The organism is Flavisolibacter tropicus, assembly GCF_001644645.1.
Lineage (GTDB): Bacteria > Bacteroidota > Bacteroidia > Chitinophagales > Chitinophagaceae > Flavisolibacter > Flavisolibacter tropicus.
This window is the reverse complement of sequence record NZ_CP011390.1, coordinates 5271066-5298043: the sequence shown is the minus strand read 5'-3', so window position 1 is coordinate 5298043 and position 26978 is coordinate 5271066. Positions and strand designations below refer to the sequence as shown.

General features: G+C 41.0%; 20 protein-coding genes. 7 read left to right on the top strand and 13 right to left on the bottom strand.

Annotated features, from left to right (window positions below; genetic code table 11):
* Positions 1-47: 47 nt before the first annotated feature.
* From SY85_RS22585 to SY85_RS22565, 5 genes are all read left to right on the top strand, one after another.
* Positions 48-350 (top strand): hypothetical protein, encoded by a 303-nt coding sequence (locus tag SY85_RS22585; protein ID WP_066408023.1) that lies wholly within the window; start codon positions 48-50, stop codon positions 348-350.
* Positions 351-444: 94 nt separating this feature from the next.
* Entirely contained in the window at positions 445-1308 is an 864-nt protein-coding gene (locus tag SY85_RS22580) for an AAA family ATPase (protein ID WP_066408020.1), read from the top strand.
* Positions 1283-1777 carry a hypothetical protein gene (locus SY85_RS22575; RefSeq protein WP_066408017.1) on the top strand — a complete coding sequence of 165 codons (495 nt, stop codon included), beginning with the start codon at positions 1283-1285 and terminating at the stop codon, positions 1775-1777. The genes SY85_RS22580 and SY85_RS22575 overlap by 26 nt, the downstream gene beginning before the upstream one ends.
* 156 nt (positions 1778-1933) lie before the next feature.
* On the top strand, positions 1934-2233 hold the full coding sequence (locus SY85_RS22570) for a hypothetical protein (protein WP_066408015.1): 300 nt from the start codon (positions 1934-1936) through the stop codon (positions 2231-2233).
* A gap of 209 nt (positions 2234-2442) precedes the next feature.
* Positions 2443-3084: a hypothetical protein gene (locus SY85_RS22565; RefSeq protein WP_066408014.1), complete on the top strand. Its 642-nt coding sequence runs from the start codon at positions 2443-2445 to the stop codon at positions 3082-3084.
* 7 nt (positions 3085-3091) lie between these two features.
* On the opposite strand, the gene SY85_RS22560 is transcribed toward SY85_RS22565, so the two are convergent.
* From SY85_RS22560 to SY85_RS22550, 3 genes are all read right to left on the bottom strand, one after another.
* Positions 3092-4144, bottom strand: a complete 1053-nt coding sequence (locus SY85_RS22560) for a hypothetical protein (protein WP_066408012.1) — start codon at positions 4142-4144, stop codon at positions 3092-3094.
* A gap of 256 nt (positions 4145-4400) precedes the next feature.
* Positions 4401-5738, bottom strand: coding sequence for a sensor histidine kinase (locus tag SY85_RS22555; RefSeq protein ID WP_066408010.1), 1338 nt, complete (start codon positions 5736-5738; stop codon positions 4401-4403).
* Positions 5739-5841: 103 nt separating this feature from the next.
* Complete coding sequence (locus tag SY85_RS22550; protein ID WP_226998940.1) at positions 5842-11880, bottom strand: HAMP domain-containing protein; 6039 nt, start codon at positions 11878-11880, stop codon at positions 5842-5844.
* 349 nt (positions 11881-12229) lie between these two features.
* Here SY85_RS22550 and SY85_RS22545 point away from each other — a divergent pair, with 349 nt between their 5' ends.
* Positions 12230-12685, top strand: a complete 456-nt coding sequence (locus tag SY85_RS22545) for a response regulator (RefSeq protein WP_066408008.1) — start codon at positions 12230-12232, stop codon at positions 12683-12685.
* Here the strand turns inward: SY85_RS22545 and SY85_RS22540 are convergent.
* Entirely contained in the window at positions 12682-14001 is a 1320-nt protein-coding gene (locus SY85_RS22540; RefSeq protein WP_066408006.1) for a DUF5690 family protein, read from the bottom strand. The genes SY85_RS22545 and SY85_RS22540 overlap by 4 nt on opposite strands.
* A gap of 668 nt (positions 14002-14669) precedes the next feature.
* Between SY85_RS22540 and SY85_RS22535 the strand changes: the two genes are divergently transcribed.
* On the top strand, positions 14670-16085 hold the full coding sequence (locus tag SY85_RS22535; RefSeq protein ID WP_066408004.1) for a PAS domain-containing sensor histidine kinase: 1416 nt from the start codon (positions 14670-14672) through the stop codon (positions 16083-16085).
* 575 nt (positions 16086-16660) lie between these two features.
* Here the strand turns inward: SY85_RS22535 and SY85_RS22530 are convergent.
* The 9 genes from SY85_RS22530 to SY85_RS22490 all read right to left on the bottom strand — a co-directional run bounded on the left by SY85_RS22530 (position 16661) and on the right by SY85_RS22490 (position 26974).
* Entirely contained in the window at positions 16661-17458 is a 798-nt protein-coding gene (locus SY85_RS22530; protein WP_066408002.1) for a CPBP family intramembrane glutamic endopeptidase, read from the bottom strand.
* A 151-nt stretch (positions 17459-17609) separates the two neighbouring features.
* Complete coding sequence (locus SY85_RS22525) at positions 17610-19385, bottom strand: hypothetical protein (RefSeq protein WP_066407999.1); 1776 nt, start codon at positions 19383-19385, stop codon at positions 17610-17612.
* A gap of 592 nt (positions 19386-19977) precedes the next feature.
* Positions 19978-20418 carry a lipocalin family protein gene (locus tag SY85_RS22520; RefSeq protein WP_066407997.1) on the bottom strand — a complete coding sequence of 147 codons (441 nt, stop codon included), beginning with the start codon at positions 20416-20418 and terminating at the stop codon, positions 19978-19980.
* Positions 20419-20752: 334 nt separating this feature from the next.
* On the bottom strand, positions 20753-21448 hold the full coding sequence (locus tag SY85_RS22515; protein WP_066407991.1) for a hypothetical protein: 696 nt from the start codon (positions 21446-21448) through the stop codon (positions 20753-20755).
* A gap of 477 nt (positions 21449-21925) precedes the next feature.
* Positions 21926-22588, bottom strand: coding sequence for a hypothetical protein (locus SY85_RS22510; RefSeq protein ID WP_066407990.1), 663 nt, complete (start codon positions 22586-22588; stop codon positions 21926-21928).
* Positions 22589-22599: 11 nt separating this feature from the next.
* Positions 22600-24240, bottom strand: coding sequence for an AHH domain-containing protein (locus tag SY85_RS22505; RefSeq protein WP_066407988.1), 1641 nt, complete (start codon positions 24238-24240; stop codon positions 22600-22602).
* Positions 24241-24367: 127 nt separating this feature from the next.
* Positions 24368-25042, bottom strand: coding sequence for a hypothetical protein (locus SY85_RS22500; protein ID WP_066407987.1), 675 nt, complete (start codon positions 25040-25042; stop codon positions 24368-24370).
* 170 nt (positions 25043-25212) lie between these two features.
* Positions 25213-25911 (bottom strand): hypothetical protein, encoded by a 699-nt coding sequence (locus SY85_RS22495; RefSeq protein WP_066407985.1) that lies wholly within the window; start codon positions 25909-25911, stop codon positions 25213-25215.
* Between the two features lie 349 nt (positions 25912-26260).
* Complete coding sequence (locus SY85_RS22490) at positions 26261-26974, bottom strand: hypothetical protein (protein WP_066407978.1); 714 nt, start codon at positions 26972-26974, stop codon at positions 26261-26263.
* Positions 26975-26978 lie beyond the last annotated feature (4 nt).

The window sequence follows — 26978 nt, the reverse complement described above, 5'->3', positions numbered from 1 at the left end:
TTTATTATTCACAAATTTAGTGTATTTATTCACAAATCCAAGTGGTTATGCATAAGCTCAAAAAGGAATTCATTTTTCACTATCCACTTAAGCATAAAGTGGTGAAGGACCTGAAGATCGTAACAGAACATGTGGGTGATTTAGTGATCGAAGGCATCGGTTATTTCAATCCTTCTGCCAGCCCTATTGATGTTTTTGACCGCTATACCGTAGACATTGAGTTTATCAGATGGAACGGTACAGATATAAAACCAGTACTGGAAGTGACCGGCGTACTGGAAGATCTAGAAGAAGCCGCCATCCGCTACTTCGCCAACCAGTTGGAGAATAGCATGAACAAGGCTGCGTAAAAATGAGCAATGAATAATGAGTGATGAACAAATCAGTCACTCATTACTGATTACTCATCATTCATCACACGAGTACGATTAAATACGATATACAATGGAATTAAGAAAAGCAACACGAAAGAAAGCCAAGATCCGCTTAGGACTATCTGCAGTATCTGGCGCTGGTAAAACCTATAGTGCCATACAAATTGCAAAAGGCCTTTGTGGCGATCTGGGCAAGGTAGCTGTTATTGACACCGAAAATGGCAGCGCCGACCTGTATGCACACTTGGGCAACTTCAATGTACTGCCACTAACGGCGCCGTTTACACCAGAACGTTATATTGAAGCAATTCGCACCTGCGAAAAAGCAGGTATGGAAGTAATTATTGTCGACAGCATCTCGCACGAATGGGATGGTAAAGGTGGATGTTTAGAAATTGTAGAAAGCCTTGGCGGTAAGTACCAGGACTGGGCTAAGGTAACACCTCGCCACCAGGCATTTTTAGAGGCAATCCTGCACAGCCCATCGCATATCATTACTACGGTGCGCCGCAAACAGGATTACGAGATGACTAAAGACAACAATGGACGCGTTAAGGTTGAAAAGAGTGGCTTGAAAGAAATTACCAGGGAAGGCTTTGAGTATGAGCTGACCATCAACCTGGAAATGGATACCAAACACAACGCCTGGACAAGTAAAGATCGCACAGGACTGTTCATCGATAAGCCAGCTTTTGTTCCTTCAGAAAAAACCGGTGAAATAATAGCAAAATGGTGTGAGCAGGGTGAAGAAGTGTTCAACTCGGTAAAACCCGGCAGCGCCTGGTACGACAAGGTGGAACAGTGCAGCACACAAAAAGAATTGGTAGAACTGTATAACAAGAACAAAGTAGAAATCGATACCAATCCGCTGTTACAACAATTAATTACTAACCGTAGATCACAAATCAATGGTAAGACACTTAGCGCAGCATAATCCTGCCCAGGCGGGACTTCCTTCCATACAGGAAGGGCTGAACAAAAAACAAATACGCGACCTGGCTGATAACTCCGTGGAGCATGTACTGGAAAACGGTAACGTGTTTCAGGTGGCCGAAGCCTTAGCGGCAATGGATGAATTTGTAAAGACCATGCGGAAAGATGAACGTTACATTCATTTCCTGCGCGATGAATTAGTAAAACATCATGGCAGGCTGATTACCACTAGCGGAGCCAAGATTGAAATGTGTGAGGCCGGTGTTAACTACGACTACAGCAACAATGACGAATGGAACCAACTGGAAGCACAGATCCAGGCTTTACAAGAACAAAAGAAAGTGTTAGAAGAACGTTTACGTAGCGTTGCTCCCGGCAGAATTGGCGTAGACCATGAGACAGGCGAAGTGATTGAAGGAGCTTTTAAATCATCCAGGTCGACGTATCGAATAACGCTGGAACGAGGCTAACTAAAGGAAATCGTGAGACGTCAAACGTCAAACGTGAACCTATGATAAACCGTTAGTTTTTTATTAAGCTAGTCTTGAAACATTAAACGAGAGCGACACTACAATTGACCCTTTTCACGTCTCACGTTTGACGTTTCACAATCCGACCCACTAACCATGAAAAACACAAAAGCTATGACACCAACCATTTATAAAGAATGTGCCGCTATTATTAAAGAGCTAGTGGGTCATGAATATCTATACTTCGATCATGCCATTGAAATAAAAGTAACCCCTCACTCCCTCCCTTTTGCTGCATGGGCGGTAGCAGTAAGTCCCAAAGACGACATCTATGTAATGGATAGCGACTCCGAGTGGCACCAATTAGAAATGGAAGACGATAATGCCGCTCTAGTCATAGGCAGCTTGTACCAACGCCTCCGCATGATGAGCGTGCAGTACAGAAAAGCGAGCTAAGACGGTGAGTGGTCAGTGGTGAATGGTGAGTAGGGATTCGTGAGAAGTGAAACGCCAAACGTGAGCATCTTACCTATCAGTTAACCTGCTTCTCCACAAAACAACCTAGAAGCATTAAATGAGAGTTACGTTATAAGCGATCTTCTTTCACGTCTCACATTTGACGTTTCACGATCCTACTCTTCAAATAATGAAAACACTACTACACAATGATCAAGAAAATAAATTATAAAACCACAGGCAAAGTAGCGCAGCCGGCTTCTGATAAGCCAAAGGCCAAACGCACATCCTCCCGCCTGTTCACATCAACGGTAGAATATACCATGATAGCGAACCTGGTTAGCCAGCAATACCAGACAGACAACGCCGTACGCTATGATGCCTTGCTGGCTATACCATTTGAAGATCGTATACCGGGCTTGATCTTAAAGTATGGTAACAAGACCATGCATAAACTTTTAACAATGATCTTAAAAGAGTTTATTGCATCCTTAGGCTTTCCGCGCTACAAGCAGCCTACTGACACACAAGTAAGTGTATTGGCTTGCGAGATCATGCTTTCTTCTTATGAAGACTTCCTGGCACTAGAAGATGTGATTCTCTTTTTACAACGCGCTAAAGTCAATCACTATGGAGCCATTAAAACACTGGTAAATACAACAGCGATTTTACAGTTGCTGGAACGCTATCGTCAGGCCCGCCATCAGGCATACCTGAAACTGAAAGAACAACAAGAATTGGAATTGAAACAAATAGGACCGGTAGCACGCATTGCTCCAGAGCCTACACAACTCAACGATTTGTTTCACCAGGGCGTGGTTGTAGATATGACAAAGAAAATGAGCGGCTAAGGCTTCTTTACCGAGAGGCCGTAGCCGACTTCTCTTTTTCCGGTATTATGATAATCGTAGACACATAGATTTTCTTATCCTGCTGTATCTGTGTATCAGAACTTACTACACTCGTCTTCTGGTAACGTCCATCACTACAATTCAAACAGTTCAGGACCACACCCACCTTGGTAAAATCAATCCTCCCATGGTTCTTTGGCGCCAACATTCCCTCTTGCTCTTGCCCCCAACTATAGAAGTTTATAGGGCCCTCATTCAATGCTTGCAATTCCCTCAATGTCATACCAGAGTAAATGCCTTGCCGGGAATGCCAGAGATTATGTTCTATTGATAAATTGGTCTGTGCCGTATTTGTGGTTTGCAACTGTCCACCTATTAGAATAAAGGCGGTATTGCTATAGTTTGCCTCATCATCCCAGATAAAAATGACCTGCTTATTGGAGTTGGGAAACAAAACAGTGCACTTATTAGTATCCGTGTCCGAATAGTAAAAGACATCTTTTTTTACAGCATCCGCTCCAAATACATAGGATAGATATTCATGAGAAGGAATAGACAACAAATCTTCCGCAAACTGAATATCCTTGGCTTTGGGCAATTCTTTACGTTCAATAATAAAGGTATAAAGGGGAACACTATCCCTTATTTCCACAGTGGAATAAGCCCTTAAGTTTCCCTGCTGCATCATTACACCTTCATCACTTGTAGTAGCGGAATTGGCTAAAGAGTGAAATCCAACGGCAGCTAATTGTTGCTTTAAGGCCTCGCGCTCCCCTTGCGATGAAGTCTGATAATGAATACTAAACTTCCCGTTAGTTGATCCATATGCTATAGACCGTATTGTTGAATCACCCTTCTTAATCTTTTGAACATAATTACTAATAGACACACTTTCCTGTGGAGCATAATAGTCTCGCCTGAAGTCTTTTTTGGCAATGTGATTATCAAACTTATTGGCAGAATAGCTTGTAAAATCAATTAAATCTTTTATGCTAAACTGCTGACTATTAGCAAACGGACTAATTATTAGGAATATATAAAAAAGGTAAAAAGGCCTCATACGTCACTGTTTAAGTTGACAACCGTATAGCACATTAGGCACTACACGTACTTGACATCTATTTCCGGGTCGGTATTTTGCCTTTCTTAGGAATTAGGGAGGATGGCTACATAGGAGAAAGAAAAATGTTGGTTGTTCCAGATGGGATTCAAAACAATATAGCAAACAAAAATAACACCACCTATAGCAAAGCAGCAAGCTCTGCCGTAAGTGGTGTTAGTTCAATACATCCTAAATAAAGGATGCGCATTTATTTCTACGCTTGGTGCGCAGCTAATTGGTTGGAAACAGTGCTATTCTGCTCAAGACCGGCCCAATCTTTTTTTGGCAATGTTATTATAAATGTTGCGCCTTCATTCAGCTTGCCATCTGCTGCTATTTGGCCGCTATGCTTTTCCACTATCTTTTTACAGATAGAGAGACCAATGCCTGTTCCTTCAAATTCATGATAACTGTGAAGGCGTTTAAACACTACAAATATCTCTTCTGCATACCTAGCATCAAACCCTATCCCATTATCCTTAATGTATAACCGGTAAAAGGAATTTGGCTGAGCGCCATTCGTAAGGCTATTTGAATTGACCTGCTTAATCACCTCACTATAAATACTTATAGTAGGTTGTACATCTTTCTTGCTAAACTTCAACGAATTACTGATCAGGTTTTGAAAGAGTTGATGCAACAAACTGGGCACCCCCCATACAACGGGCAAGTCAGTGGCCTGTACACGAGCTTCTTTTTTTCTGACATCCATTTCCATATCATTAAGCACATTGGCCAACACTTCGTTCAGGTTAACCTTCCGAAACTCATCAACATTATTAGCATGTCTTGAAAACTGCAATAGATCGTTAATGAGCTTTTGCATTCGGTTAGAGGCATTAATGATCTTATCCAGACTGTTTTGAACATCAGGCTCTACCTGCCCTTTCAGTTTCATATTTACCACATCGCTAAAGATCAGGATCTTACGGAGCGGCTCTTGCAAATCGTGCGAAGCCACATAAGCAAAGCGGTCTAATTCTTCATTGATCGCTTTCAGCTCGGTGTTATTCATCAGCAACTGCTCGTTCAGTAAATGGATCTTCTCTTCATTTATGCGTCGCTCTTCAATTTCTTTTTCCAGGTCCAGATTTGCGGCCATCAGTTTCCGCTCCTGAATCATCAATTGGTGTGTTTTCCGGTACAGGTCAACAAACACACTAACCTTAAAACGCAACAGCTCAGGATTGATAGGTTTGTAAATGAAGTCTACAGCCCCCATCTTATAACCCTCAAACATATACTCTTCATCATGGTTGTGCGCCGTTATGAAGATGATAGGAATATGCTTTAGTTTTTCACGAGCATAGATCAAGCTGGCCGTTTCAAAACCATTCATTTCCGGCATTTGCACATCCATAAGGATAAGGGTAAAGTCCTGCTCGGTGAGCAAAACTTTTAATGCTGCCCTGCCAGAATTGGCCTTTCGGATCTGGTAGCCATCCCTATCCAATATGGTTTCAATAGAGAACAGGTTATCTTCCCGGTCATCTACTACCAGTATCTTGATTGGATTTTTATTAGTAAGATCTTCTGTCTTGATAGTTTCCATTTACAAGGTATTACGTGAAAGAAACCCACAGTCCATAGACGACTGTCAACAGTAGAAATTTTGCTGTGGACTGTCGCCTGTTGCCCGTGGACTCAAACTTCACTTATTTATAAAGCCACACACGCATCAACGATAGTAGCTGATCAATTTTTACAGGCTTAGTGATGTAATCAGATGCACCCGCCTCAATACACTTCTCACGGTCTCCTTTCATCGCCTTAGCCGTTACTGCTATTATTGGCAGCTTCGTATTCTTATGCTCCCTACGAATCTTCTGTGTGGTTTCATATCCATCCATTTCCGGCATCATAATGTCCATGAGTACAATATCTATAGTGTCGTTCTCCATTAAGATATTGATCGCCTCTTGTCCACTTTCTGCTGTAATGGCATTAATGTTATACCGTTCAAAGGCTGTGGTCAACGCAAACAGGTTACGCACATCATCATCCACTACCAGTACATTTTTACCTATCAATACATCTTCACGAGAGCGCAGATTCTCAATGATTTTACGTTTCTCAGAAAGCAGGTTCTTATGATCCAGATGCAAGTGCATCACCGTTTCTTCTAACAACAGTTCCAGCGACTGCACGTCCTTCAGCAAGATGCGATTGGCATACTGCTTCAGCTGCGTCTTTTCTTTTGGAGAAAAGTCTTTAGCCGAGTAGATCAACACCGGCGTCATCTGCACTTTCTTCAATGAGTTGATCTGTGTTACAAAATCCAGTCCACCAATATCAGGGAGCATGAAGTCGACAATGATACAGTCATACTCTTTCTCTTTAATCAATTCTAATGCCTGCGTACCTGTGCTGGCAATTTCAATATCTATCTCCTCACCATTATCCAGGATCTTGGCGATTTGCGATGAATCCAGCTCATTGTCTTCTACCAGTAAGAGATTCTTCGGCTTATGATCCCTATACCGAACCATATCACTGAACAACACCTGCAATGCCTCATTTTTCAATGGCTTCTGGTGGAAGCTTCTGGCACCGCGTTGCATAGCCAGTAAGCGATTCTCTTCACCAGAGATCAGGTGAATAGGAATATGACGGAAGTTAATATCGTTCTTGAACAGATCAAGGATTCTCCATCCACTGGCATCTGGCAGTTTCACATCAAGCGTTACTGCTATCGGTGTAAACTTATTGGCCAGGTCAAAGACTTCGCCAAAGGATGTAGCCACAACCACTTTCAGATTAAACTCGTGCGCTTTCTCGATCATGATCTTTCCAAACCGCAGATCATCTTCAACAACCAGCACTACAGAGTCGCCCATATTTATGTTATGGCGATCATCACCGGTTTCATTGATGATTTCACTAACTACTTCCAAATCTCTTGTTTCTGGCAGCTTTACCGTTTGTACAGTCTGGATGGTCTCTTCATTATCGCTGGCTACCTGGTACTCACTAATGGTCAAAGTATTTGTTAATGAGCTTTGCTTTTCTTTTCTTACGTGCTGTGGATTGTAGTCGATAGGCAGGTACAGCGTAAACGTACTTCCTTTACCTGGTTCACTCTCCAGTTCAATAGAACCACCTAACAGGTCCGCTAAACCCCGGCTGATGGATAATCCTAAACCGGTACCACCATACTTACGGGACGTAGAACCTTCAGCTTGCTGGAAGGCTTCAAAGATGATGTTCTGCTTGTCCTTAGAGATACCGATACCGGAATCTTTAATTTCAAAGGCCACCACTTTACTCGCATTATCCAGGCTTGGATTGAGCTGTTTCCAGTTCTTGTGAGCTTCATAAACCCTCAAGCGTACGCCACCTTTTTCAGTAAACTTAAAGGCGTTAGACAACAGGTTCTTCAAGATCTGGTTCAAACGCTGTACGTCTGTTTCCAGCTTATCCGGCAGGTTCTGATCCATTTCAATGGAGAACTTGAGACTCTTGCTTTCTGAGATATGCTTGAACGTGGTTTCCACAAACGATGTGATTTCGTTGAAGCGTACGTTGATAAAGTCGGTAGAGATATAACCAGACTCGATCTTCGACAAGTCAAGGATGTCATTGATCAACTGGATCAGGTCATCACCACAACTGTGGATGGTTTTCGCATAACGTACCTGCTTTTCACTCAGGTTACCTTCATGGTTCTCATACAGTTGCTGCGCCAGGATCAACAGTGAGTTCAACGGCGTACGCAACTCGTGCGACATGTTCGCCAGGAACTCAGATTTATACTTAGAAGTAAGCTGTAGCTGCTCGGCTTTTTCTTCCAGCGACTTTCTTGCTTCTTCTACCTCTTTGTTCTTTTCCTCCACCTCTTCTTTCTGTTTTACCAGTAGGTGGGCTTTATCTTGTAATTCTTCGTTCGTTCTTCTCAATTCGTCTGCCAGTGACTGTGATTGTTCCAACAGATCCTCTGTACGAGAGTTGGCTTCAATGGTGTTCAATACGATACCAATTGATTCGGTCAACTGACCTAAGAAGTCCAAGTGTGTTTCACTAAAGTCATCGAATGAGGCCAGCTCAATTACCGCTTTGATCTCCGTTTCAAACAGTACCGGTAATACTACCACATTCTTTGGAGTAGCACGCCCTAAGCCAGAACCAATTTTCAAGTAGCTTTTAGGAACGTTCTTCAACAATATTCTTTCTTTCTCCACGGCACACTGCCCTACTAGGCCTTGACCGATGGCGAATTCTTTATTTAGATTCAGTTCTTCATCGTATGCAAAGGACGAGAACAGTTTCAATTTCTGGTTAATAGCAGTCTCATCTTGTTCTAATATATAGAACATACCCTGCTGTGCATTTACTACCTGTGCTAACTCTGATAGAATTCGACGGGTTACCGTATTCAGATCCTTCTGACCTTGCAACATCTGTGTAAACTTCGCCAGGTTAGATTTCAGCCAGTCTTGCTCTTGGTTTCGTAGTGTGGTTTCTTTCAGGTTGGCAATCATTTGGTTGATGGTATCTTTCAATTCTTCCACCTCTCCTTTTGCCTCCACACGAATCGTTCGTGTCAAGTCACCCTTGGTTACCGCCGATGCCACCTCAGAGATCGCACGCACCTGTGTGGTCAGGTTTTCTGCCAACTGGTTTACGTTCTCTGTCAGATTCTTCCAGATACCAGAGGCACCCGGCACCGATGCCTGACCACCCAATCGGCCTTCCACACCCACCTCACGGGCCACGTTAGTTACCTGGTCGGCGAAGGTGGCAAGTGTATCAATCATCTCGTTGATGGTATCCGTTAACTGGGCTACCTCTCCACGAGATACGATAGATAGTTTTTGTTTCAAATTACCAGTGGCCACCGCCGTTACCACCTTAGCGATACCACGCACCTGGTTGGTCAGGTTAGAGGCCATCATGTTCACCGAGTCGGTCAAGTCTTTCCACGTACCAGCCACACCTTGTACTTCAGCCTGACCACCGAGCTTACCTTCTGTACCCACCTCACGGGCCACACGCGTTACCTCAAAGGCAAAGGAGTTCAGCTGGTCCACCATCGTGTTGATGGTATTTTTCAAGTCAAGGATCTCTCCTTTTACGTCAATAGTTACTTTCTTAGACAAGTCACCAGATGCCACCGCCTTCGTTACCTCGGCAATGTTACGCACCTGCGATGTCAGGTTACCAGTCATCTGGTTCACGGAGTCCGTCAAATCCTTCCACGTACCGGCTACACCTGGTACGAAGGCCTGACCACCCAATTTACCTTCAGAACCTACTTCACGGGCCACACGGGTTACCTCAGAAGCGAAGGCACGCAACTGATCCACCATCGTGTTCAGAGTTTCTTTCAATTGCAGGATCTCACCACGTACGTCCACCGTGATCTTACGGCTCATATCCCCGTTCGCCACTGCAATGGCCACCTCGGCGATATTACGTACCTGCGCGGTCAGGTTACCAGCCATTTGGTTCACAGAGTCCGTCAAATCCTTCCACGTACCACCTACTCCCGGTACGTTGGCCTGACCACCCAGCTTACCTTCCGTACCTACCTCACGGGCAACCCTCGTTACCTCAGAGGCAAAGGCACGTAATTGTTCCACCATCGTATTAATGGTGTTCTTTAATTCAAGGATCTCTCCTTTTACATCCACCTCAATCTTACGCGACAAGTCACCGTTGGCCACCGCCGTTGTTACCTCGGCAATGTTACGTACTTGCGCAGTCAGGTTAGAGGCCATTTTATTTACAGAGTCTGTTAAGTCTTTCCATAAACCTTCCACACCAGGTACATCCGCCTGTCCACCCAACTTACCTTCAGAACCTACTTCACGGGCCACACGGAATACCTCAGAACCAAAGGAGTTCAACTGGTCCACCATCGTGTTGATCGTGTTCTTCAACTCCAGGATCTCACCACGCACATCCACCGTGATCTTACGGGAAAGGTCCCCCTTCGCTACCGCCGTCGTTACTTCCGCAATGTTCCGCACCTGGGCCGTTAGATTTGATGCCATCTGGTTTACTGAATCCGTCAAATCCTTCCACGTACCACCCACACCTTGTACCTTGGCCTGACCACCGAGTTTACCCTCGGTACCCACTTCAAGGGCCACACGCGTTACCTCAGAGGCAAACGAGTTAAGCTGATCCACCATCGTATTGATGGTCTTTTTCAATTCCAGGATCTCACCCTGTACGTTAACCGTAATCTTTTTAGATAAGTCACCGTTGGCCACCGCAGTCGTTACCTCGGCGATGTTACGTACCTGTGCCGTAAGGTTAGAGGCCATCTGGTTTACCGAGTCTGTCAGATCCTTCCACGTACCACCTACTCCTTGCACTTTCGCCTGGCCACCGAGTTTACCTTCTGTACCTACCTCTAGGGCCACACGGGTTACCTCTGAGGCAAAGGAGTTCAACTGGTCCACCATTCGGTTAATTACATCCTTGATCTGCAGGATCTCTCCTTTTACGTCCACCGTGATCTTCTGCGTCAAGTCACCATTTGCGATGGCGGTTGCTACTTTAGATACGTCACGCAGCTGCGTGGTCAGGTTACCCGCCAACTGGTTTACGTTATCAGTCAAGTCTTTCCATACACCCCCTACACCTTTTACCGTTGCCTGACCACCCAGCTTACCCTCAGAACCCACCTCACGAGCCACACGGCTCACCTCGGCAGAGAACGAGTTCAACTGATCCACCATCGTGTTAATTGTATTTTTCAGCTCGAGGATCTCTCCTTTTACGTCCACGGTGATCTTACGCGACAAATCACCTTTCGCCACCGCGGTCGTTACCTCGGCAATATTTCTTACCTGTGCCGTAAGGTTAGAGGCCATCTGGTTTACCGAGTCCGTCAAGTCTTTCCACGTACCGGCCACACCCTGTACCTCAGCCTGTCCGCCCAATTTACCTTCCGTACCCACCTCACGGGCCACACGCGTTACCTCTGAAGAGAACGAGTTTAGCTGATCCACCATCGTATTGATCGTGTTTTTCAACTCCAGGATCTCTCCTTGTACGTCCACCGTAATTTTCTTAGAAAGGTCACCTTTAGCCACCGCGGTGGTCACCTCGGCGATATTACGAACCTGGGCTGTCAGGTTACCCGCCATCTGGTTTACCGAATCCGTCAAGTCTTTCCATACACCAGCTACCCCTTTTACACGGGCCTGGCCACCCAGCTTACCTTCAGAACCTACCTCACGGGCCACACGCGTTACCTCCATGGAGAACAAATTCAACTGTTTCACCATATCATTTACCTCGCGGGCAATACGGGCAAACTCCCCTTGTAGCACGTGATCGCCTATCTGAAGCGTCATTTCCTGCGATAGGTTACCTTTTGCCACGGATGAGATTACGTGCGCAATCTCAATCGTTGGATGCACCAGGTCAGAGATCAAGCCATTTAAAGCCTCTACCCCTGTACTCCAGGAGCCACGGGCATAAGGCAGTTCTACCCTATGGTTCAGCTTACCTTGCTTACCAATGGTCTTTCCTGCCTTGGTCAGCTCCGACATCAGCTGTTCGTTAAGGGCTATTATTTCATTAAGTGTATCACATACTTTTCCAGGAATACCTGTCTGGTCCACTGGCATACGGGCAGAGAAATTACCATTGCGCACTTCCGATAAAACACGCAACAATTCTTTCTTGTCCAAAACTTCGCCATCCGCCGCAGGGGGGACTGTTTCAATTTTGGTTTTCACTTTCCTAGTTTTTTTGGGAGTGCCTGAACCTGGGGTTGTATCAGAGGTATCAGGTACAATAAGTTCAACTGGCTCTTGTGCAGAGCCATTTGTGGTTGGCATTTCGTTACTCATAATTAAGGGTCGATTGGGAAATCCAAACCTACAGAAAAGTATCCAATTTCAAGTATCCTATAGGGTTAATTCTTGTGTTAAGCACTTCTAAAAAGTCAAATAACTAAGCAATATCTAAGTGTTTTCACTGATTCACCCAACAAACGAAATCCACAGGAGTCCTTAAATTGTAGGAGAGGCCGTTTAACTATGATACCTTTACAAAAACTGTCATTCTTTTTCCACAAATATTAACATGAATCATGAGGTGCTAACGATAAATGGAGAAAGGCATATAATTAACACAGCCGCACCATTCATTTTTCTTGCCGAAGATGATATTGATGACCAGGAATTATTTACCGAGGCTATCTCTACACACAACAATACGATCCAAATACAAAGTGTTTCCAATGGAAAAAAGGCAATTGAGTTTTTAGAAACGCTCCCTGTTACCGTTTTACCTTGCCTTATTGTGCTGGATTATAATTTGCCGGAAGCAGACGGCGCCCAGATCCTGAAATTTCTTTCCCAAAAGGAACGCTACTACAATGTGCCTAAAGTAGTATGGAGTACTTCTAACTCAAATACGTATCGTGATGCCTGCCTTCAATTAGGCGCTAGGGCCTATTTTACAAAGCCAAGCGATATATCTGGTATTTCTTCTCTTGCTAAAGAAATGCTGACATTTTGTGACGGCCACACGCTTTAAACGTTCACTTCTCTTTTCTTCTCTTCTACTTTATCATTAATTGAAACAGCAGAAAGATTATAAATAGAATATTTCCTGTTGAAATAGATAATAGAGCCAATCATTAAGGCTATTCCCACAAGAGATAGAATAATAACCAGGTTTATAAAGTAACTGGTCCATGAATGTTGTTGTGGGAAAAAGCTTTTTACTATTAAAACAGCATCACTACCAATATAACCAAAGGAATCAGCCAGGTAGATCAAAAACCCCGCGTTACTAACATGCTGAAACGAAGCTATCAACCGGTCAAATAAAATTGAGTTGAATGGAACATAGCCCATATACAATCCTACCCCCAGCGTTGCCATCCAGGCAAAGGGAGACAAATACCCATAGGAATATAACAGAGTAGCCCCCAACGAAAGCAAGAATCCAAATAGCACAATATAATGGTTGATCAATAAGGCCTTTATATTGTTGCGCACAACCACCAAGGTGCTCATTAAAACCAAAATAACTAAAGAGGCCGGCAACTCCGTTTTGGTAAAAATGCTTGCATCCTTTCCCTGCCCCAGTTCATTCCAAATATTAGAAGCAAAATTGCTTCGGTAGTCCCGTAATATGGTCAATAGCACATAGGCTGTAATTAAAAGCACTAGCCCGGGAAGAAAGCGTTGTATAAAAGCGCGTCGCTCACTCTTATTCATAGGCTTTCGTTCCGTACGATGCGCAATATCATCGGGCGAAGGCGGCGGGGTTTTGTCAAGCAAGGCTACACAAACTATCGTAGGTACAATAAAAACAGCACCGGTTACAAAGGGCATCCACCAGGCATTTAATTGAAATGCCTCCATCAGGTATTTGCCAATAGATTGGGTAAACCCAGCAGCAAAAATGAAACTGGTAGCTAACACAGCACCTAAAAACTCTGTAACCCTTCTCCCCTCCAGGTAGCTAAACACCAAGCCATAGATCATACCCAAGGGAAAGCCATTGATTATAAAAAAAAGAATATTGTATGGAGGTGGAATGATAGCAAAAAACAACAACGACAGCCAGGCCACAATTATACACCCTACAATCAACCGCGCCCGCCGCCGATGAGTAAGTTCTGCAATAAAGCGAATGCCATAAAACTTACTCAGGGTATAGCCAATCGTTTGCGCAATTACCAGCCACACTTTGTAATTAACACCCAACAAAGAAATATCATCAAAGCCCGCTGCCGTAAACGGCTTGCGATACGCAAACATGCAGGTATAGGTGCAAAAGGCTGCAACAGCTGCCAAAAGCATTTGTGCCGTAAAAGGTTTTGTCTTAGAATGATTTTCCATCAATTATAGTGGTCTGTTCTTGATGTAGTAAAATAGCATAGTATTTTGGATTACGGAAATAGTGAAGAGCTTCCCATCAAAATACGACACAACACGCTTCCTTATTCTCTCCCTAATCCCTTAATCTCCCCCCGATCCCCAATTTCCAATCCACCTTACTTCATCCTAACCTCATAGTAAAGCCTATGTAACGTCCTATGAGTCTGTAGGGAACCTGTAGGTTCACCCGTACCTCACCCGTACCTCGGCCCTACCTGAGCCCTACCTCACCCGTATCTTAGCCCGTACTGAGCTAACCGGTAGCCATGATAAATAAACAAGAAATAGTAAAAAAAAATGCAATAAGAAGAGCTGAAACTGTTCCAAAAGAGAAGGCTATAAAGATACAAAATACAGCTCACCTTTACGCCGCCTCCCTTCATCTCCCTCAATCCCCGTTCCAACATTCCTCCTTGCACCTTGGACTTTGTGCCTTGAACATTGAATATTGCGCATTGAACATTCCTTCATTATTCTTCCTTCCTTGTTCCTTGTTCAATATTCTTCTTTCCTCTTTTCTCTCTTTCATTCTCTTAGCATTCATCAGCTATTTCCCTTCCTTACGCCTCCATAGTTTCGATCTAAGGTTATGTTACAAATATTACATATATTGAAGAAGAAGCATAGCAATGCCACATCAAGTCGCTGAACTACACTCTTTCCACAAGCTATTCAATTTATCAATAGATGTAATCTGCATTCTGGATGCACAAGGTCTTTTTTTAATGGTTAGTAAAGCATCTACTACAATTTGGGGCTATCAACCAGAAGAACTAATTGGGTGTAACATATTTGATCTTATCTATGAAGGTGATTTAGAGCATACCTTACAGGTAACACATCAAGCCATCGCAGAAGGAAAATTCGTTTCCAATTTCGAAAACCGGTACGTACGAAAAGACGGCACTCTTGTAGAAATGGAGTGGTCAACTATATATGAACCAAATGAACAAATTGCCTATGCCATTGGCCGTGATATAACTGAAAGGAAGCAAAAAGCACATGTAATAGCAGATCAGCACGAGAAGCTCGAGAAAGCACAGGAAATTGCCAAATTGGGCTACTGGGAATATAATTTACAAGACCAATCGATTTATTGGTCGGATAGTATGTATACAATGTTCGAATTGGATAAAGTGACATTTGGGGTGCCTTCTATGGAAAAATTTAGCCAACTTGTATATCCCGAAGACAAAGCCTCTTTATGGAAAGAATTGTCTTCTTTTAAAACACAAGATAAATCAGAATACGTACTACGTTTTGTAAAACCAGACGGCAGCACTATTTATGTAAATACCATCTACACCATCATTAGAAACGAACTAGGTGCCATAATTAAGCTTAGAGGTGTTTCGCAAGACATAACCGAAAAGGTTTTATTGGAAAAACGACTGGAAATTGAAAAAGAACTTCACAAACGATTTTTAACCAGAGCTGTAATAGACGCACAAGAAAAAGAAAGAGCCAAAATTAGTAGGGAACTACACGACAATGTAAATCAGGTGCTTACAACAGTTAAGCTTTATTTGGAAATGGGGCTCAGTAATGAGGTTAACACCTTGGAACTACAACAAAGATCTATTCAATACATTACTGACTGCATCAACGAGATCAGGGCCATTTCGCGGTCGCTTTCTGCACCCACATTGGGTGATATTAGTTTTAAAGAATCAATACAAGAACTGATCAAATCGATTACCGATACCAATAAACTAAAAATAAAACTGAAGGTTATAGGGTTTGGCACAAAAGAAAACGCATTACCCACCGAGCTGCATTTAGGTATCTATAGAATTTTACAGGAACAGCTATCCAATATATTGCGCCATGCCAATGCAAAACATGCTAAAGTAGATATTACTAATGAGCCATACTTAATTACTTTACGTATAGAGGACGATGGCCAAGGTTTCGATATAAAACTGCAACGCCAGGGAATCGGCATTACCAACATGACCACACGGGCTGAAGCCCTTAACGGCCAATTATATATTCAAAGCGAGCCGGGAAAAGGCTGTATTGTAACCTGTATGTTTAACACCTAGAAAAACATATTTATTTACTCCAACGCTCATTGTAATGAATAGCGATTTCAATTACTAGTATTTTTTCTTGACCTATTGTATAAATGCTCATTCATTATTACCTTCATCTGTAACAAACCATCAGGCTTGAAAAGCTATTCTTTAGCACTTGTTTTTCAAGTTTTCCACTCCCACTCCCCTATAAGAATTTAAGTAGTACACTTCTGAAAACCAATTAGCGCTCATTTATCCAACTGGATTAGCTTTTACCTTTTTATCCTATACAAACGAACCAACTGATCGTACCCGGTATAAGAACACAATGACCACCATTCTTAAACCTGTAGTAAAATGATCAGCAAATCAAACCATAATCGAAAAGTTCGGCTAGCCATTAACGCTACTACATCTGCAATTGGAATCATTGCAATAGTTTACCTGCTTTATTTAATTAATCACTTAGCTTTTTAGGGAGGAGAATACGCTTTAACAGGACATTCATGTGCATTGGCAATCAAAATATCATATCTCCTTTAAAACTGAACCAAACCAATAGCATACTGTGTTGAGAAGATATCTCTTATATACACTTGCCATTATGCAGCATCAGTAACTGTGAAGTTTTTTTGTGTATCGCCCCCATTATAAATTAATTGCCCCTTACATAAGTGAATGACTAATACAACCATTGGGATAAAAACAAGTATACAAATACAAAAAATAGTATTAGGCAATAAGCTCCCAGTTCCATCTTTTACAGACATGATAGTATGGGTATAAAAAAAGGTTGTGTTACCAATCCAATGCATACCACCAGTAAGCCAAAGGCGCTTGGTTAATAAAACAGGTATAACGAATAGAACACCTAGTAAGAAAATATAAGACAAGGTTGCCGCCCCATCGCCTAACCGATAAATATGGTTTAACAAATAGATTATTGAAGAAATCAATGCAAAAGCCAATGCGGATGTTTTATTGGCTAAATGTTTATACAAGTATCCTCGAGTAAGTACATCTTCTGAAAACGATGAGAATAACGTACCGAAACCAAAGAGTGCCAATTGTGGCCAGATGTCTTTGAGAGAAGGCACCTGAAACACTTCCTCGCTTTTTAACCAAGTACTTATAGCAAACGTTCCGCCATAGAGCACCAATCCCATTACCATGCCGAGTAGTAAATTAATGAACCAACCTTTTCTCAAATCTAATCCCCAAGCTGCCGGGCCATTGTAACCTTGCCATTTAGCCAACATCCAAGCTGCTATAAAAAACACTAATTGAAACGCTAGAAAGGCTCCTGGGTTATACGTAAACAAAACGAAGTATTCAGCAGCATGATACAAAGAGAACAAAAGCAAAAAGCCGGCAATAAATTTAATAGGGTTGGAAAGCATGGCAGTTTATTAGTACTAACAAAACTACAATCCTCAATTATATAATTGAAACTACTGCATTTCAAAAAGAGTTTATTCATAAATGCTTTTGCAGATACTTATAAACTGTTGCAAACGAAAACGAAACGTTTACACACTACTACTACACTGCTTAAAAGCTCCAATTATAGCCTACAGTAGCAGTCAGCTCGCTAAAGGAGGGGCGGTTAGCCACTGCTGATTGGTTTAAATAATTAACGGCAACATTGATAGCATGCTTCCCATTAATGCCCTTCTTCTTCTCACTATCAGTAACACTTGTTGTTTCTCTCGCTTTAGGTGCAAACGACGCCTGAAAACCGGCATTCCATACAGCACTCTTAGTAGAAGCACCGCTTATAGTAGCATGTGTAATATTGTAGGCCGATGAAGTACTCAAACGTAATTTCTTTTTCATTAATACCCTACTGGCATTAATGGAAGGCCCCAGGAATGTTGTTTGCATATCAGGCGCTTCTTGAACATAATAGTTGCCTCCTGCCGTTAAAGAAAACCCTTTGGGAATCAAGTTGTAGGTATACCCTATATTGCCAGTATAAAAAGCACTTATCTGCTGTTGCTGGCTTTGTGGCTGCCATTGCTTATCACTAGCCTTTTGATAACTTAGGTTAGTCATCATGCTATGCTTTACTTCTTTACTACCAAAGCTATAAGATGCCATGCCATTGTAGGTTGTATTTACCTGGTAGAAGTTCAGTGAATCGAGTGGATTATTAAAAAAAGGATCTGTTAACGGACGCACACGTGTAATTGTACTAAAGTTGGAATAGGATGTATTGAACAGCCATTTCTCATTAGGCATAAAGCTTAGGTTACCACTTCCAACCCAACGATGTGTAGTACTTGCCTTATCCCTATCCAAGTTATTGTCCTGCACACCAGCGTTGGCAGCTAAGTTCAAGCGTCCGCTAAACAGTTGTAGTGTAGGCGCAACTGTTATATTCCGCAAGTCATTAATTACATTGTAGGCTCCTAGCGTGGTATAGCCCGGCGCCACTCTTTCATAACGCAACTGCACATTATAAAAATTTCCAGTAAATCCAATGCCTGATTGCAAAGCATCAAAATAGGTAGTTGTTTGAGTAGGTGATAACCACGATTTTAAAAAATTATACTGTCCCTTATTGCTACTACTATCTTCAACAGATTTCGAAGAACGGACATCTCTATTCAATGCAGAAACTGAATACTCCATATCCATAAAGAGTCGCTTCCAGATGGTTTGCCGAACGGCTACTGCTGCTGCTACATTCTCTTTTGGGCTAAGCGTAGCATCAATAGGTATAAACTCTAGTGAACCGACATTGTCAAGAGCTTTAAACAAACTGAAACTGTAACTGTTACCATTATTATCAAATCCTGCCTTTATACCATACCCTTTTCTTTCAAAGGCCGCGCTGTTATAAGATTCTTTATTCGCAATATCAAAAGGCACGGCTTTTAGCAGTCGTCCTTGCATAACAGACACTCGCCACTTTCCGGGACTTAATTCCACTCCTACACCATCAAACATATGCCCCGCCAGAGTGTAATTGCTAAATGCCATACTTGTAGTACCCAAGTAAGCCTTAGCCCACTTATACGACGGAGCAAACTGAAATCGGTTAAAAGGCTGCGAAAAGCTTCTATTCTGGTTGCTGTAACTAAACGAAAAGGGCATGCTATAACCAAACAACGAAAGATTCAAGTTGCCTTGCAAGAACCAATTAAAGGGATCTCTTCGTGAATCAATACCGGCAGCCATATAAGCCACTGTATTGGCACTAACAGAGCCATTAATCTTGACGCCCTTTTTTATACCTAGCTGGTCTAGCGCCTGTGCACAGGTAGCAGTAGCGTAAGTACTACTGAGTGTTAAAAGTAAAAAGTATTTATAGCATCGCTTCATAGTTTTGGGATAGTTTTGGTTAAACGAATCAATAGCAAGATTGAACTAGTAATGTATTTATCGGAACTAGCTCAATGAATAGTGGAGGTGCCGGAGTATGCAATTACTTTGTAACTGGCAGCATCCATTGTGTATTTGCAGCCTTGCCATCTGCGGTTGTTTCTTTTACGTTTTTCAGGTTCCACCACGGCCCCTTTTCGATGTTGATATCTTTCCATAAAGAATATCACCTTTTGTCGTAATCACATAGCCGTTTACTTCTTCTAATGGAGAAGATTCAGGCGCATCATCGCTTTCTTGTTTTGAGCAAAAGCAGTTGTTGTTGATACAACAAGTAATAATAGGGGTAAGATATTGTTTGTTTTCATTGTAGTTAGTTTTGGTTTTGAAATAGACTTTTATTAATCCTTAATGAAGTATAAAGCTTTTGGTTATTCTTTTCTATACAGAACTCTATTGACAGGTATAGGCCCAACGTCTGAATACACATTTACGATAGGGTATTTATTAGTCAAAATAGGTAATGGTTAAAACTGGTATTACCAGATAAAGAGCGCCCGGTAAGAAAGCACTCTTTATTAGTTGATGTTACTTACTTCTTTTTGTATTTTGAAATATACTCTTTACGGAAATTGCTCCCTTGACCGGCAGATTCGTCGATGATAGTTATGGTTAACTCGTTGTTGTTAACACTCCAATCTAAGGCCTTTTTACTAGTTTGTCCATCCCCTTTAATGTAGGCTTTAGCACCTTCAATACGATATGAGCCACTTTCAGGAGCTTCATCTATATATTCGATTACATATTTACCGTCGGCTTTAAATTCCAAAGTATAATACAATTCCTTGTTTGTAGAATTTACAGGCTCTGTGCTGCTATTAGAAAGATTGCCGTTAAGATAGGTTTTTACGGTCTCTTCAAATAAACCCCATTTGCCAACAATAGAAGACTGGTCATCTTTGTCTTTTTTACAAGACGTAGCAAACAGACTAAACAGAGATAACACAAAGAGAAGCTTCACTGCTTTCTTCATAATAATTGGTTTTGGTTTTAAAAAAAGAGTTACAATATTTTAATCATTTCATTACTGCCCACAGTTACGCTGCTATTAGTATACCGGTTATCCTATAACGCTAGCCTAAGCAACAACCAGATGAGAAAATGGTCTTTCTTTTGCAAAAAGCTACAATTAGCCACTATTTACGCTTGGCTTTACATGAGAGCTTTTGCTTCCTGAATGACACGTACCACTATAGTGGGCTTTTCCTTTAGCATAGGTTAGTAAAAGAGCTAAAATCATGATGCAATCCAGTGTACACAACCGCATACATATGGAAGACTAGTATCTGATAAGATGCAGTGTACTCCTAGCTTAACCCTTTATACAAGCTTTTCATTACAAAAGGGTAGTCTTTAAAAAATTCATCTTCGTTTGCCCACTTAACGGATTCATCTAGCAACTTTTCATAAATCATTTCATAATCCGCTACACTAGTTAGCTTAGCAATTACTAGCATCCGGAAGTTATGTCCCAAACGATTCACAAAACTGAGCAAGTTTGCTTCTTTATTCTCATTAGAAAAGTCACTATACTCTTTTAAAGCAACACGTATCTGCTGTTCTAGAAATTGAATATCATTAAACTGATCGGCCAAAGGCATTGCTTTATTTACGATTGTATCCGTTACCAACTGGCAAAATGAAGCAATGCCTTCAGGGCTGGGATCAATGGTTAGCTGATGCATTTCATTTAGTTTCCTCGCTATAGCAGAATCCATATATTTCATGCTAAAAAATAAGGTAACATCAATATCCTCTCTATAATTAGATCTGATCTGCTCTCTATATTTCCATAGTGGACTTTCAACTACATCAAGCCTTTTGGCATAACCGAAAGATCCATTATATTCTCCCGCCCAGTAAGCCGTTACAATACTTATATGTTCAAAGCCAGCTTCCGTCATCTTTTTAAAAGAGAGTAAGTCCTTTTCTTTCTGTTGGAAGCCTAATTCTTCAAATGTTTTTTTTATCACTTTCAATATCTGCTTATCTATTTGTTTCATTATGGCTTTATTGGTTTAATAATAAGGTTATAGTTCGATCCTTTTACGCCGCTGTTGATGTTTCGTTTAGCCCTGCGTGGTTGCCTTCACTAACAGCTGAATGCAAAAATTGTTAGTTATGGCAAAAAACTGCACCTGTTATTGGTGTTGCCAATCACCCTACTTACCGCACAACATTCTTTCCATCCAGCTGTTGGTGTAGGTCGCTTTGAGTACAGAGACCATATAAATAGAACACCAACAACGGCGCAAAAAATATTCTACTAGTTTATCATATTGTTTTTTTTATATACTGTTTAGTATTTTGAGTTTATCTAGATAAAGTTTTTCCAATAACTCGCTTTTGGACCTTTATTCAATACAGCAGATGTTAGTAAGAGTGAAATACTAACGCCCATCTTTACAAGTTGTTAATATCAATACAAATCCCCTTTAACTCTTTGAGCTATATATAGGGTTAGATATTATAATAAATCATTAAATTGTATATAACCAATCAACTTTCTTTGCTATATAACCTGTAACACCTTTACTTTTTAGATTATCGACTAGTTTCTTAGTAACAATCCAATCAAAATTGAACATGCCAATCTTAAAAATATCAGTCGAAACATCGCTAGATTGGATATAAACTTTGTTTGGGAGAATTCTCATTCTGCTATTCAACTTCTGAAATTCCGCAATTTCATTTACCGACGAAAAGCCCCTTTCATCAATTTGTTTTGATAAAAATCCTTTCATCAATTTGAAGCTTGACATTTTAAAATCAACCTTATGGCCAACTTCAGAAACCAAATAAAGCCAATTATAATTTGTATAAATTAACTCTTGACCCTTCAATATAGTTTTGAAGTACTTGTGAATAGGCAAATTGCAACCATCAAATACTTCTTTGGCTTTATCACTAATTATAAATCCCCAAATAGGATTATATACTGATATAAAATCAGTTAAAACTGCCTTAGTATCAAGCTCTAAATAATCAAGAGAAAAATCTTTTTCGGGCAGTTGATCAGGGGTAAGCTGTGAAACGATATACTCATAATTGTCATAACACCAATTTCGATAGTTTGCTACCTGAGGATATACGTTACCTGTAATACTAGGTTCATTTGCGTTATCTAATATGTAAAACTCCATTGTGTTTTTGTTTAAAACAAGTCCCTAAAAAAGTCATTCAAATTTTTATTTGAACTTTTTGCTGCATTTATTAGTTCATCTAAATCTGGTATTAATTCTTGTTGTATAAATTGATTTGCTTCATCTGGCGTAAATCTATTACCCTTTGAAGCACTCCATTCATTCAATTTTTTATTTACCCATTCATCATACTTAGGATGATTTGCATGAAGCCCTACTTCATCTAAGTCTCCCGCCTTATATTTCGACAGACTTATTCCATTTTCAGGCATATTCGGATGGAAACCATTTTTAGCCGCTTCTTGGATAACTCGATTATTTTCACAAACCTTCCAAGGAAGCTTATGATGCGCTTCCATCCCTTCATCTGTAAGGTTAAGTACTTTTCTCAAATCCTTTCTATCTCCAAAATCAATTTTACCATTTAACTTTTTCCATTTGAGCTTAGTATTATTGATGCTTTCTATGGCATATTCCCCAAACTGGTCTAATCTACCATTAACATTAATACGTTTAAAACCAGACTGCAAAGAACCATACCAATCATCAAAAACAAACGGGTCTTCTTTTAATCGCTTTAATAAATTTGTGCTGGCATTTCCAAAATCTTCGACAAATCTGGTAATCAGCTCTGAACTAAGATTAGATATTTTGGCTTTTACATCGGCATGGGGAATTTCCTTCAATAGCTGCTTAAGATTTTGCAGGACATTGCCTCCCTTTTTTATGATACCGGGCAGGTTTTTCGCGGCAGCTGCTACTATCATTACAGCTTGTATGCCATCGCGGGTCGTATGGTACTGCATCACAGTACCACCCTTTTCATACTGCGCCTTTTTTTCCTCATAGGCCTTTTGCACCATCCCCTTGATATCTTCATACGAGAGGCTGGTCACACTGTTGTAAATGTCTTTGACCACCGATGGGTTTTCAATCACTTCGCCTGCAAAGTCTACCAGTTCATACAGGTCTTTTACTTCCTGGAGCCCCTGATCGCCACCGGCCGCTATGGGAGCCCATACATTAAGCGCACTCTTACTATAAGCTGCTTTATCATCGATATCATTCCATAAATGAGGGTTGATCTCGGCTTTATTGACCACATAACCGAGTTCTTCCATACCAAATGCGGCCCATTGCAGCACATTCATTTCCTCACTACGGTAGCGACCATCCGCTCCACCCGGTATTTCCTGTTTGTTTAATATTGGTTGGTCCCAATTGCTGCTCGCCAGCTTTTGGTTAAGGCGGTCAATGATTTTGCGGGCAAACCAATCTCCGCTTCTCCCCTTGGCAAATTGGGTCGGCTGCAAGTAGCCGTTGCGGAACTTCAGGTACACTTCCATCTCCCCGGTTTGTTCATTGTGCTCTATCCAGATGGCCACGTTTTGGCTAAACGCACCCTCATCAAACTCTTTGGCCGCCGCCTCCCTTCCTGCTGTTTGATTTCCGGCCGCCTGCCGGATGTCCACGTCGCTCCCAGCTACCTTGTGCCAATAGACTTTGGCGTTGAGGGCATGCTGGCTGAACCACTGGCTCAGCGGGCTGTTCCAAAGCTTCTGAGCTGCAGCAGCACTGATTTTTATGCCCCTGTTGGTGTTTCGGAGAGCCCTGTGCGGTAGCTGCACCAACAGCCAATAATGACAGCTCATACTGATGTCAAAGAACTACAGCGCTTTTGTTGGTGAAGCCTATCCACATAACCCGGCGCAGAACACCAACAAAGGCGTAAATATCTTGATGCTCCTTACCTATACAGACAGTAAAGAGTATTGATACTTAATACTCGCCTTTATCTAGTTGCTCTTTAAGATCATAATAAACCCCCTTATATCTTTCATACTGGTCTTTATCGGCTGCTTTCATTCGTTGCTCAATCATATCATTCAATACCCAATCACAAACAGCATCATAGTCTTTATTAACCAGCTTAGCAACAATCATCTTTCGAAACAGTATACCACCATCGAAGCTGAAATACTTACAATTATATTCATAATACTCGGGTGGTGTATTAATAAAGGCATGCAGATCTTCATAAGATTGTAACGTGTTCAATAAAGGAAAAAATTTGTGCTTAAATACATACAGCACATCTCCCATTAGCTTCTCAATACCTGCTTCTGTAGGCTCAAAACCATATCTTGTTCCAACATTATAGATGCCCCTTACAGTATTTTCATCAAAACGCAATGTCTCTGAGGAGCTACCCAGCCTTCGCATCTTATCCACTATATCAAGCTTGGGAGCAATCATTTTTTCCATTCGCTTGAAGGTGCGTATTATTATTAGCGTGAAATAATAACTTGTTCCATTAGAATAAGAGTCTAATCCTATTTCTGTAAAAAACACATCGTCATCTTTAACCAAGCTATTTTTATTTTTATAGACAAACCCATAATTGTTTAATTGCTCCGCCAGCTTTTGGGCTATTACTTTTTGCAGATTTTTCATTTACACATCTATTTCATCTTAATAACCAGCCAATCATATTAAACCATAGTGAGTTGCTACTATATGCTACTTACTTATTATTTCAAAGAATGTCGTCGTTTCTGAATCATAGACATACTATATCTTTTCCTCAGGAAAGGCTTAACGGTTGTAAAGGCTTGTTTAAGCTGTTATGCTAAGTCTTGATACAAACTTTGCATCACTGAAGGATAGTCTTTAAAAAAAGCCTTTTCATTAGCCCACTTAACGGATTCGTCTAGTAACTTTTCATAAATCATTTCATAATCCGCTACACCAGCCAGCTTGGCAATTACTAGCATTCGGAAATTGTGTCCTAATCGATTTAAAAAGCTGTATAAGTTGTCTTCTTTATTTTTTACAGAGAAGTCGCTGTAATCCTTTAAGGCCGAGCGTATCTGTTGTTCTAGAAAATGAATATCATTAAACTGATCGGCTAGTGGCATTGCTTTATTCTCGATTGTCTCTACCACCAATTGACAAAATGAAGCAATACCTTCAGGGCTTGGATTAATGGTTAGCTGACGTATCTCGTTTAGTTTCCCTGCTATAGCAGGGCACATATACTTCATGCTAAAAGAAATTGTAACATCGATGTCATCCTTTATACTTCTAATTCCGATTTCATTTTTGTAACTCCATAGCCAGCTCTCAATAGCATTGACTCTCTTGCTCAGTAGAAAAAAGCCGTTGTATTCACCTGCCCAATAGGTGGTTACGATACCTATTTGCTCACAACCGGCTTCTGTTTGTTTTATAAAATACAGTCTATCTTTTTCTTTCTGCTCATATCCTAACCTTTTAAATGATCCCTTTACTTCCTTTAAAATCAGTTTATCTATTTGTTTCATTATGGCTTTATTGGTTTAATAATAAGGTTATAGTTCGATCCTTTTACGCCGCTGTTGGTGTTTCGTCTAGCCTCGTGCGGTAGCTGCACCAACAGCTAAATGCAAGAACTGTTAGTTATGTTAAAAAACTGCACCTGTTATTGGTTTTGCCAATCCCCCAACTTACTGTACATCAGTCTTTCCAATCCAGTTGTTGGTGTAGGTCGCTTTGAGAATAGAGACCACATAAATAGAACACCAACAACGCCGCAAAAAACTCTAACTGACCCTGGCACTAAAATAAGGGGAGCTCACAGAGGATAAAACTGATTCCCAAACATATCCATGGCTTAAGCAATATCTTCATATACTATCTAAATAAAGCCACGAGGTCCATTATCAATTGTTTGTACTTTTGGTAAGTAGCTTTATTACTAAGAATGTTTTCATGATCTAGTGTTAGAATGCGTCCATTTTTACCGCGATCAATATTAACCCAACTTGGCAAGTCAGGGACTTTAACTGAATTAGAATAGTAAGTAATATAGCCAGGTGGTCTAAACGGCAAATGCTCTTTTATCATAAACTTAAGAAGTACTGCTCCCCATTTAGGATTAAAGAACTCAACTAAGTTTTTAAATAAGTTGAAATACCATTCAAAGCTTGAAGAAAAAGAATTAGGAAAATCAATAAAGACTCCGTTACCGGGAAAATCATACGCTCCTGTTGTCACTTTAAAAACAAACTGTTCAAGCTCAACTCCTCCACTATAAAATGTAGTAGTAAATCCAACCTCTTCTTCAAATTTTGAATTCAAAAGATACTCTTTGCCAATATCTTTTAATTCCACCTCTTTATTCTCGTATAAACACTGTTGTATTAAGTTTATTAAAGTCCCACTCTTTTCTAATTCAATAGTATTTATAACAACATCATCTTTGCCCTTCATTAACATATTCATTTTCAAAAAGTGGATATCATACCTAGCAATCCAAATAAGAAAAGATGCAAGCAGCTCCGAAACCTCCATTAGATTTAACTTCCGGTCATCCCAATTTAGTGATATAAAAAATTGATTCTTCATAATC

Excerpts from the sequence above, each read along its gene's own strand:
- SY85_RS22585 (WP_066408023.1), top strand. The coding sequence starts at position 48 with ATGCATAAGCTCAAAAAGGAATTCATTTTTCACTATCCACTTAAGCAT.
- SY85_RS22580 (WP_066408020.1), top strand. The coding sequence starts at position 445 with ATGGAATTAAGAAAAGCAACACGAAAGAAAGCCAAGATCCGCTTAGGA.
- SY85_RS22575 (WP_066408017.1), top strand. The coding sequence starts at position 1,283 with ATGGTAAGACACTTAGCGCAGCATAATCCTGCCCAGGCGGGACTTCCT.
- SY85_RS22570 (WP_066408015.1), top strand. The coding sequence starts at position 1,934 with ATGAAAAACACAAAAGCTATGACACCAACCATTTATAAAGAATGTGCC.
- SY85_RS22565 (WP_066408014.1), top strand. The coding sequence starts at position 2,443 with ATGATCAAGAAAATAAATTATAAAACCACAGGCAAAGTAGCGCAGCCG.
- SY85_RS22560 (WP_066408012.1), bottom strand. The coding sequence starts at position 4,144 with ATGAGGCCTTTTTACCTTTTTTATATATTCCTAATAATTAGTCCGTTT.
- SY85_RS22555 (WP_066408010.1), bottom strand. The coding sequence starts at position 5,738 with ATGGAAACTATCAAGACAGAAGATCTTACTAATAAAAATCCAATCAAG.
- SY85_RS22545 (WP_066408008.1), top strand. The coding sequence starts at position 12,230 with ATGAATCATGAGGTGCTAACGATAAATGGAGAAAGGCATATAATTAAC.
- SY85_RS22540 (WP_066408006.1), bottom strand. The coding sequence starts at position 14,001 with ATGGAAAATCATTCTAAGACAAAACCTTTTACGGCACAAATGCTTTTG.
- SY85_RS22535 (WP_066408004.1), top strand. The coding sequence starts at position 14,670 with ATGCCACATCAAGTCGCTGAACTACACTCTTTCCACAAGCTATTCAAT.
- SY85_RS22530 (WP_066408002.1), bottom strand. The coding sequence starts at position 17,458 with ATGCTTTCCAACCCTATTAAATTTATTGCCGGCTTTTTGCTTTTGTTC.
- SY85_RS22525 (WP_066407999.1), bottom strand. The coding sequence starts at position 19,385 with ATGAAGCGATGCTATAAATACTTTTTACTTTTAACACTCAGTAGTACT.
- SY85_RS22520 (WP_066407997.1), bottom strand. The coding sequence starts at position 20,418 with ATGAAGAAAGCAGTGAAGCTTCTCTTTGTGTTATCTCTGTTTAGTCTG.
- SY85_RS22515 (WP_066407991.1), bottom strand. The coding sequence starts at position 21,448 with ATGAAACAAATAGATAAGCAGATATTGAAAGTGATAAAAAAAACATTT.
- SY85_RS22510 (WP_066407990.1), bottom strand. The coding sequence starts at position 22,588 with ATGGAGTTTTACATATTAGATAACGCAAATGAACCTAGTATTACAGGT.
- SY85_RS22505 (WP_066407988.1), bottom strand. The coding sequence starts at position 24,240 with ATGAGCTGTCATTATTGGCTGTTGGTGCAGCTACCGCACAGGGCTCTC.
- SY85_RS22500 (WP_066407987.1), bottom strand. The coding sequence starts at position 25,042 with ATGAAAAATCTGCAAAAAGTAATAGCCCAAAAGCTGGCGGAGCAATTA.
- SY85_RS22495 (WP_066407985.1), bottom strand. The coding sequence starts at position 25,911 with ATGAAACAAATAGATAAACTGATTTTAAAGGAAGTAAAGGGATCATTT.
- SY85_RS22490 (WP_066407978.1), bottom strand. The coding sequence starts at position 26,974 with ATGAAGAATCAATTTTTTATATCACTAAATTGGGATGACCGGAAGTTA.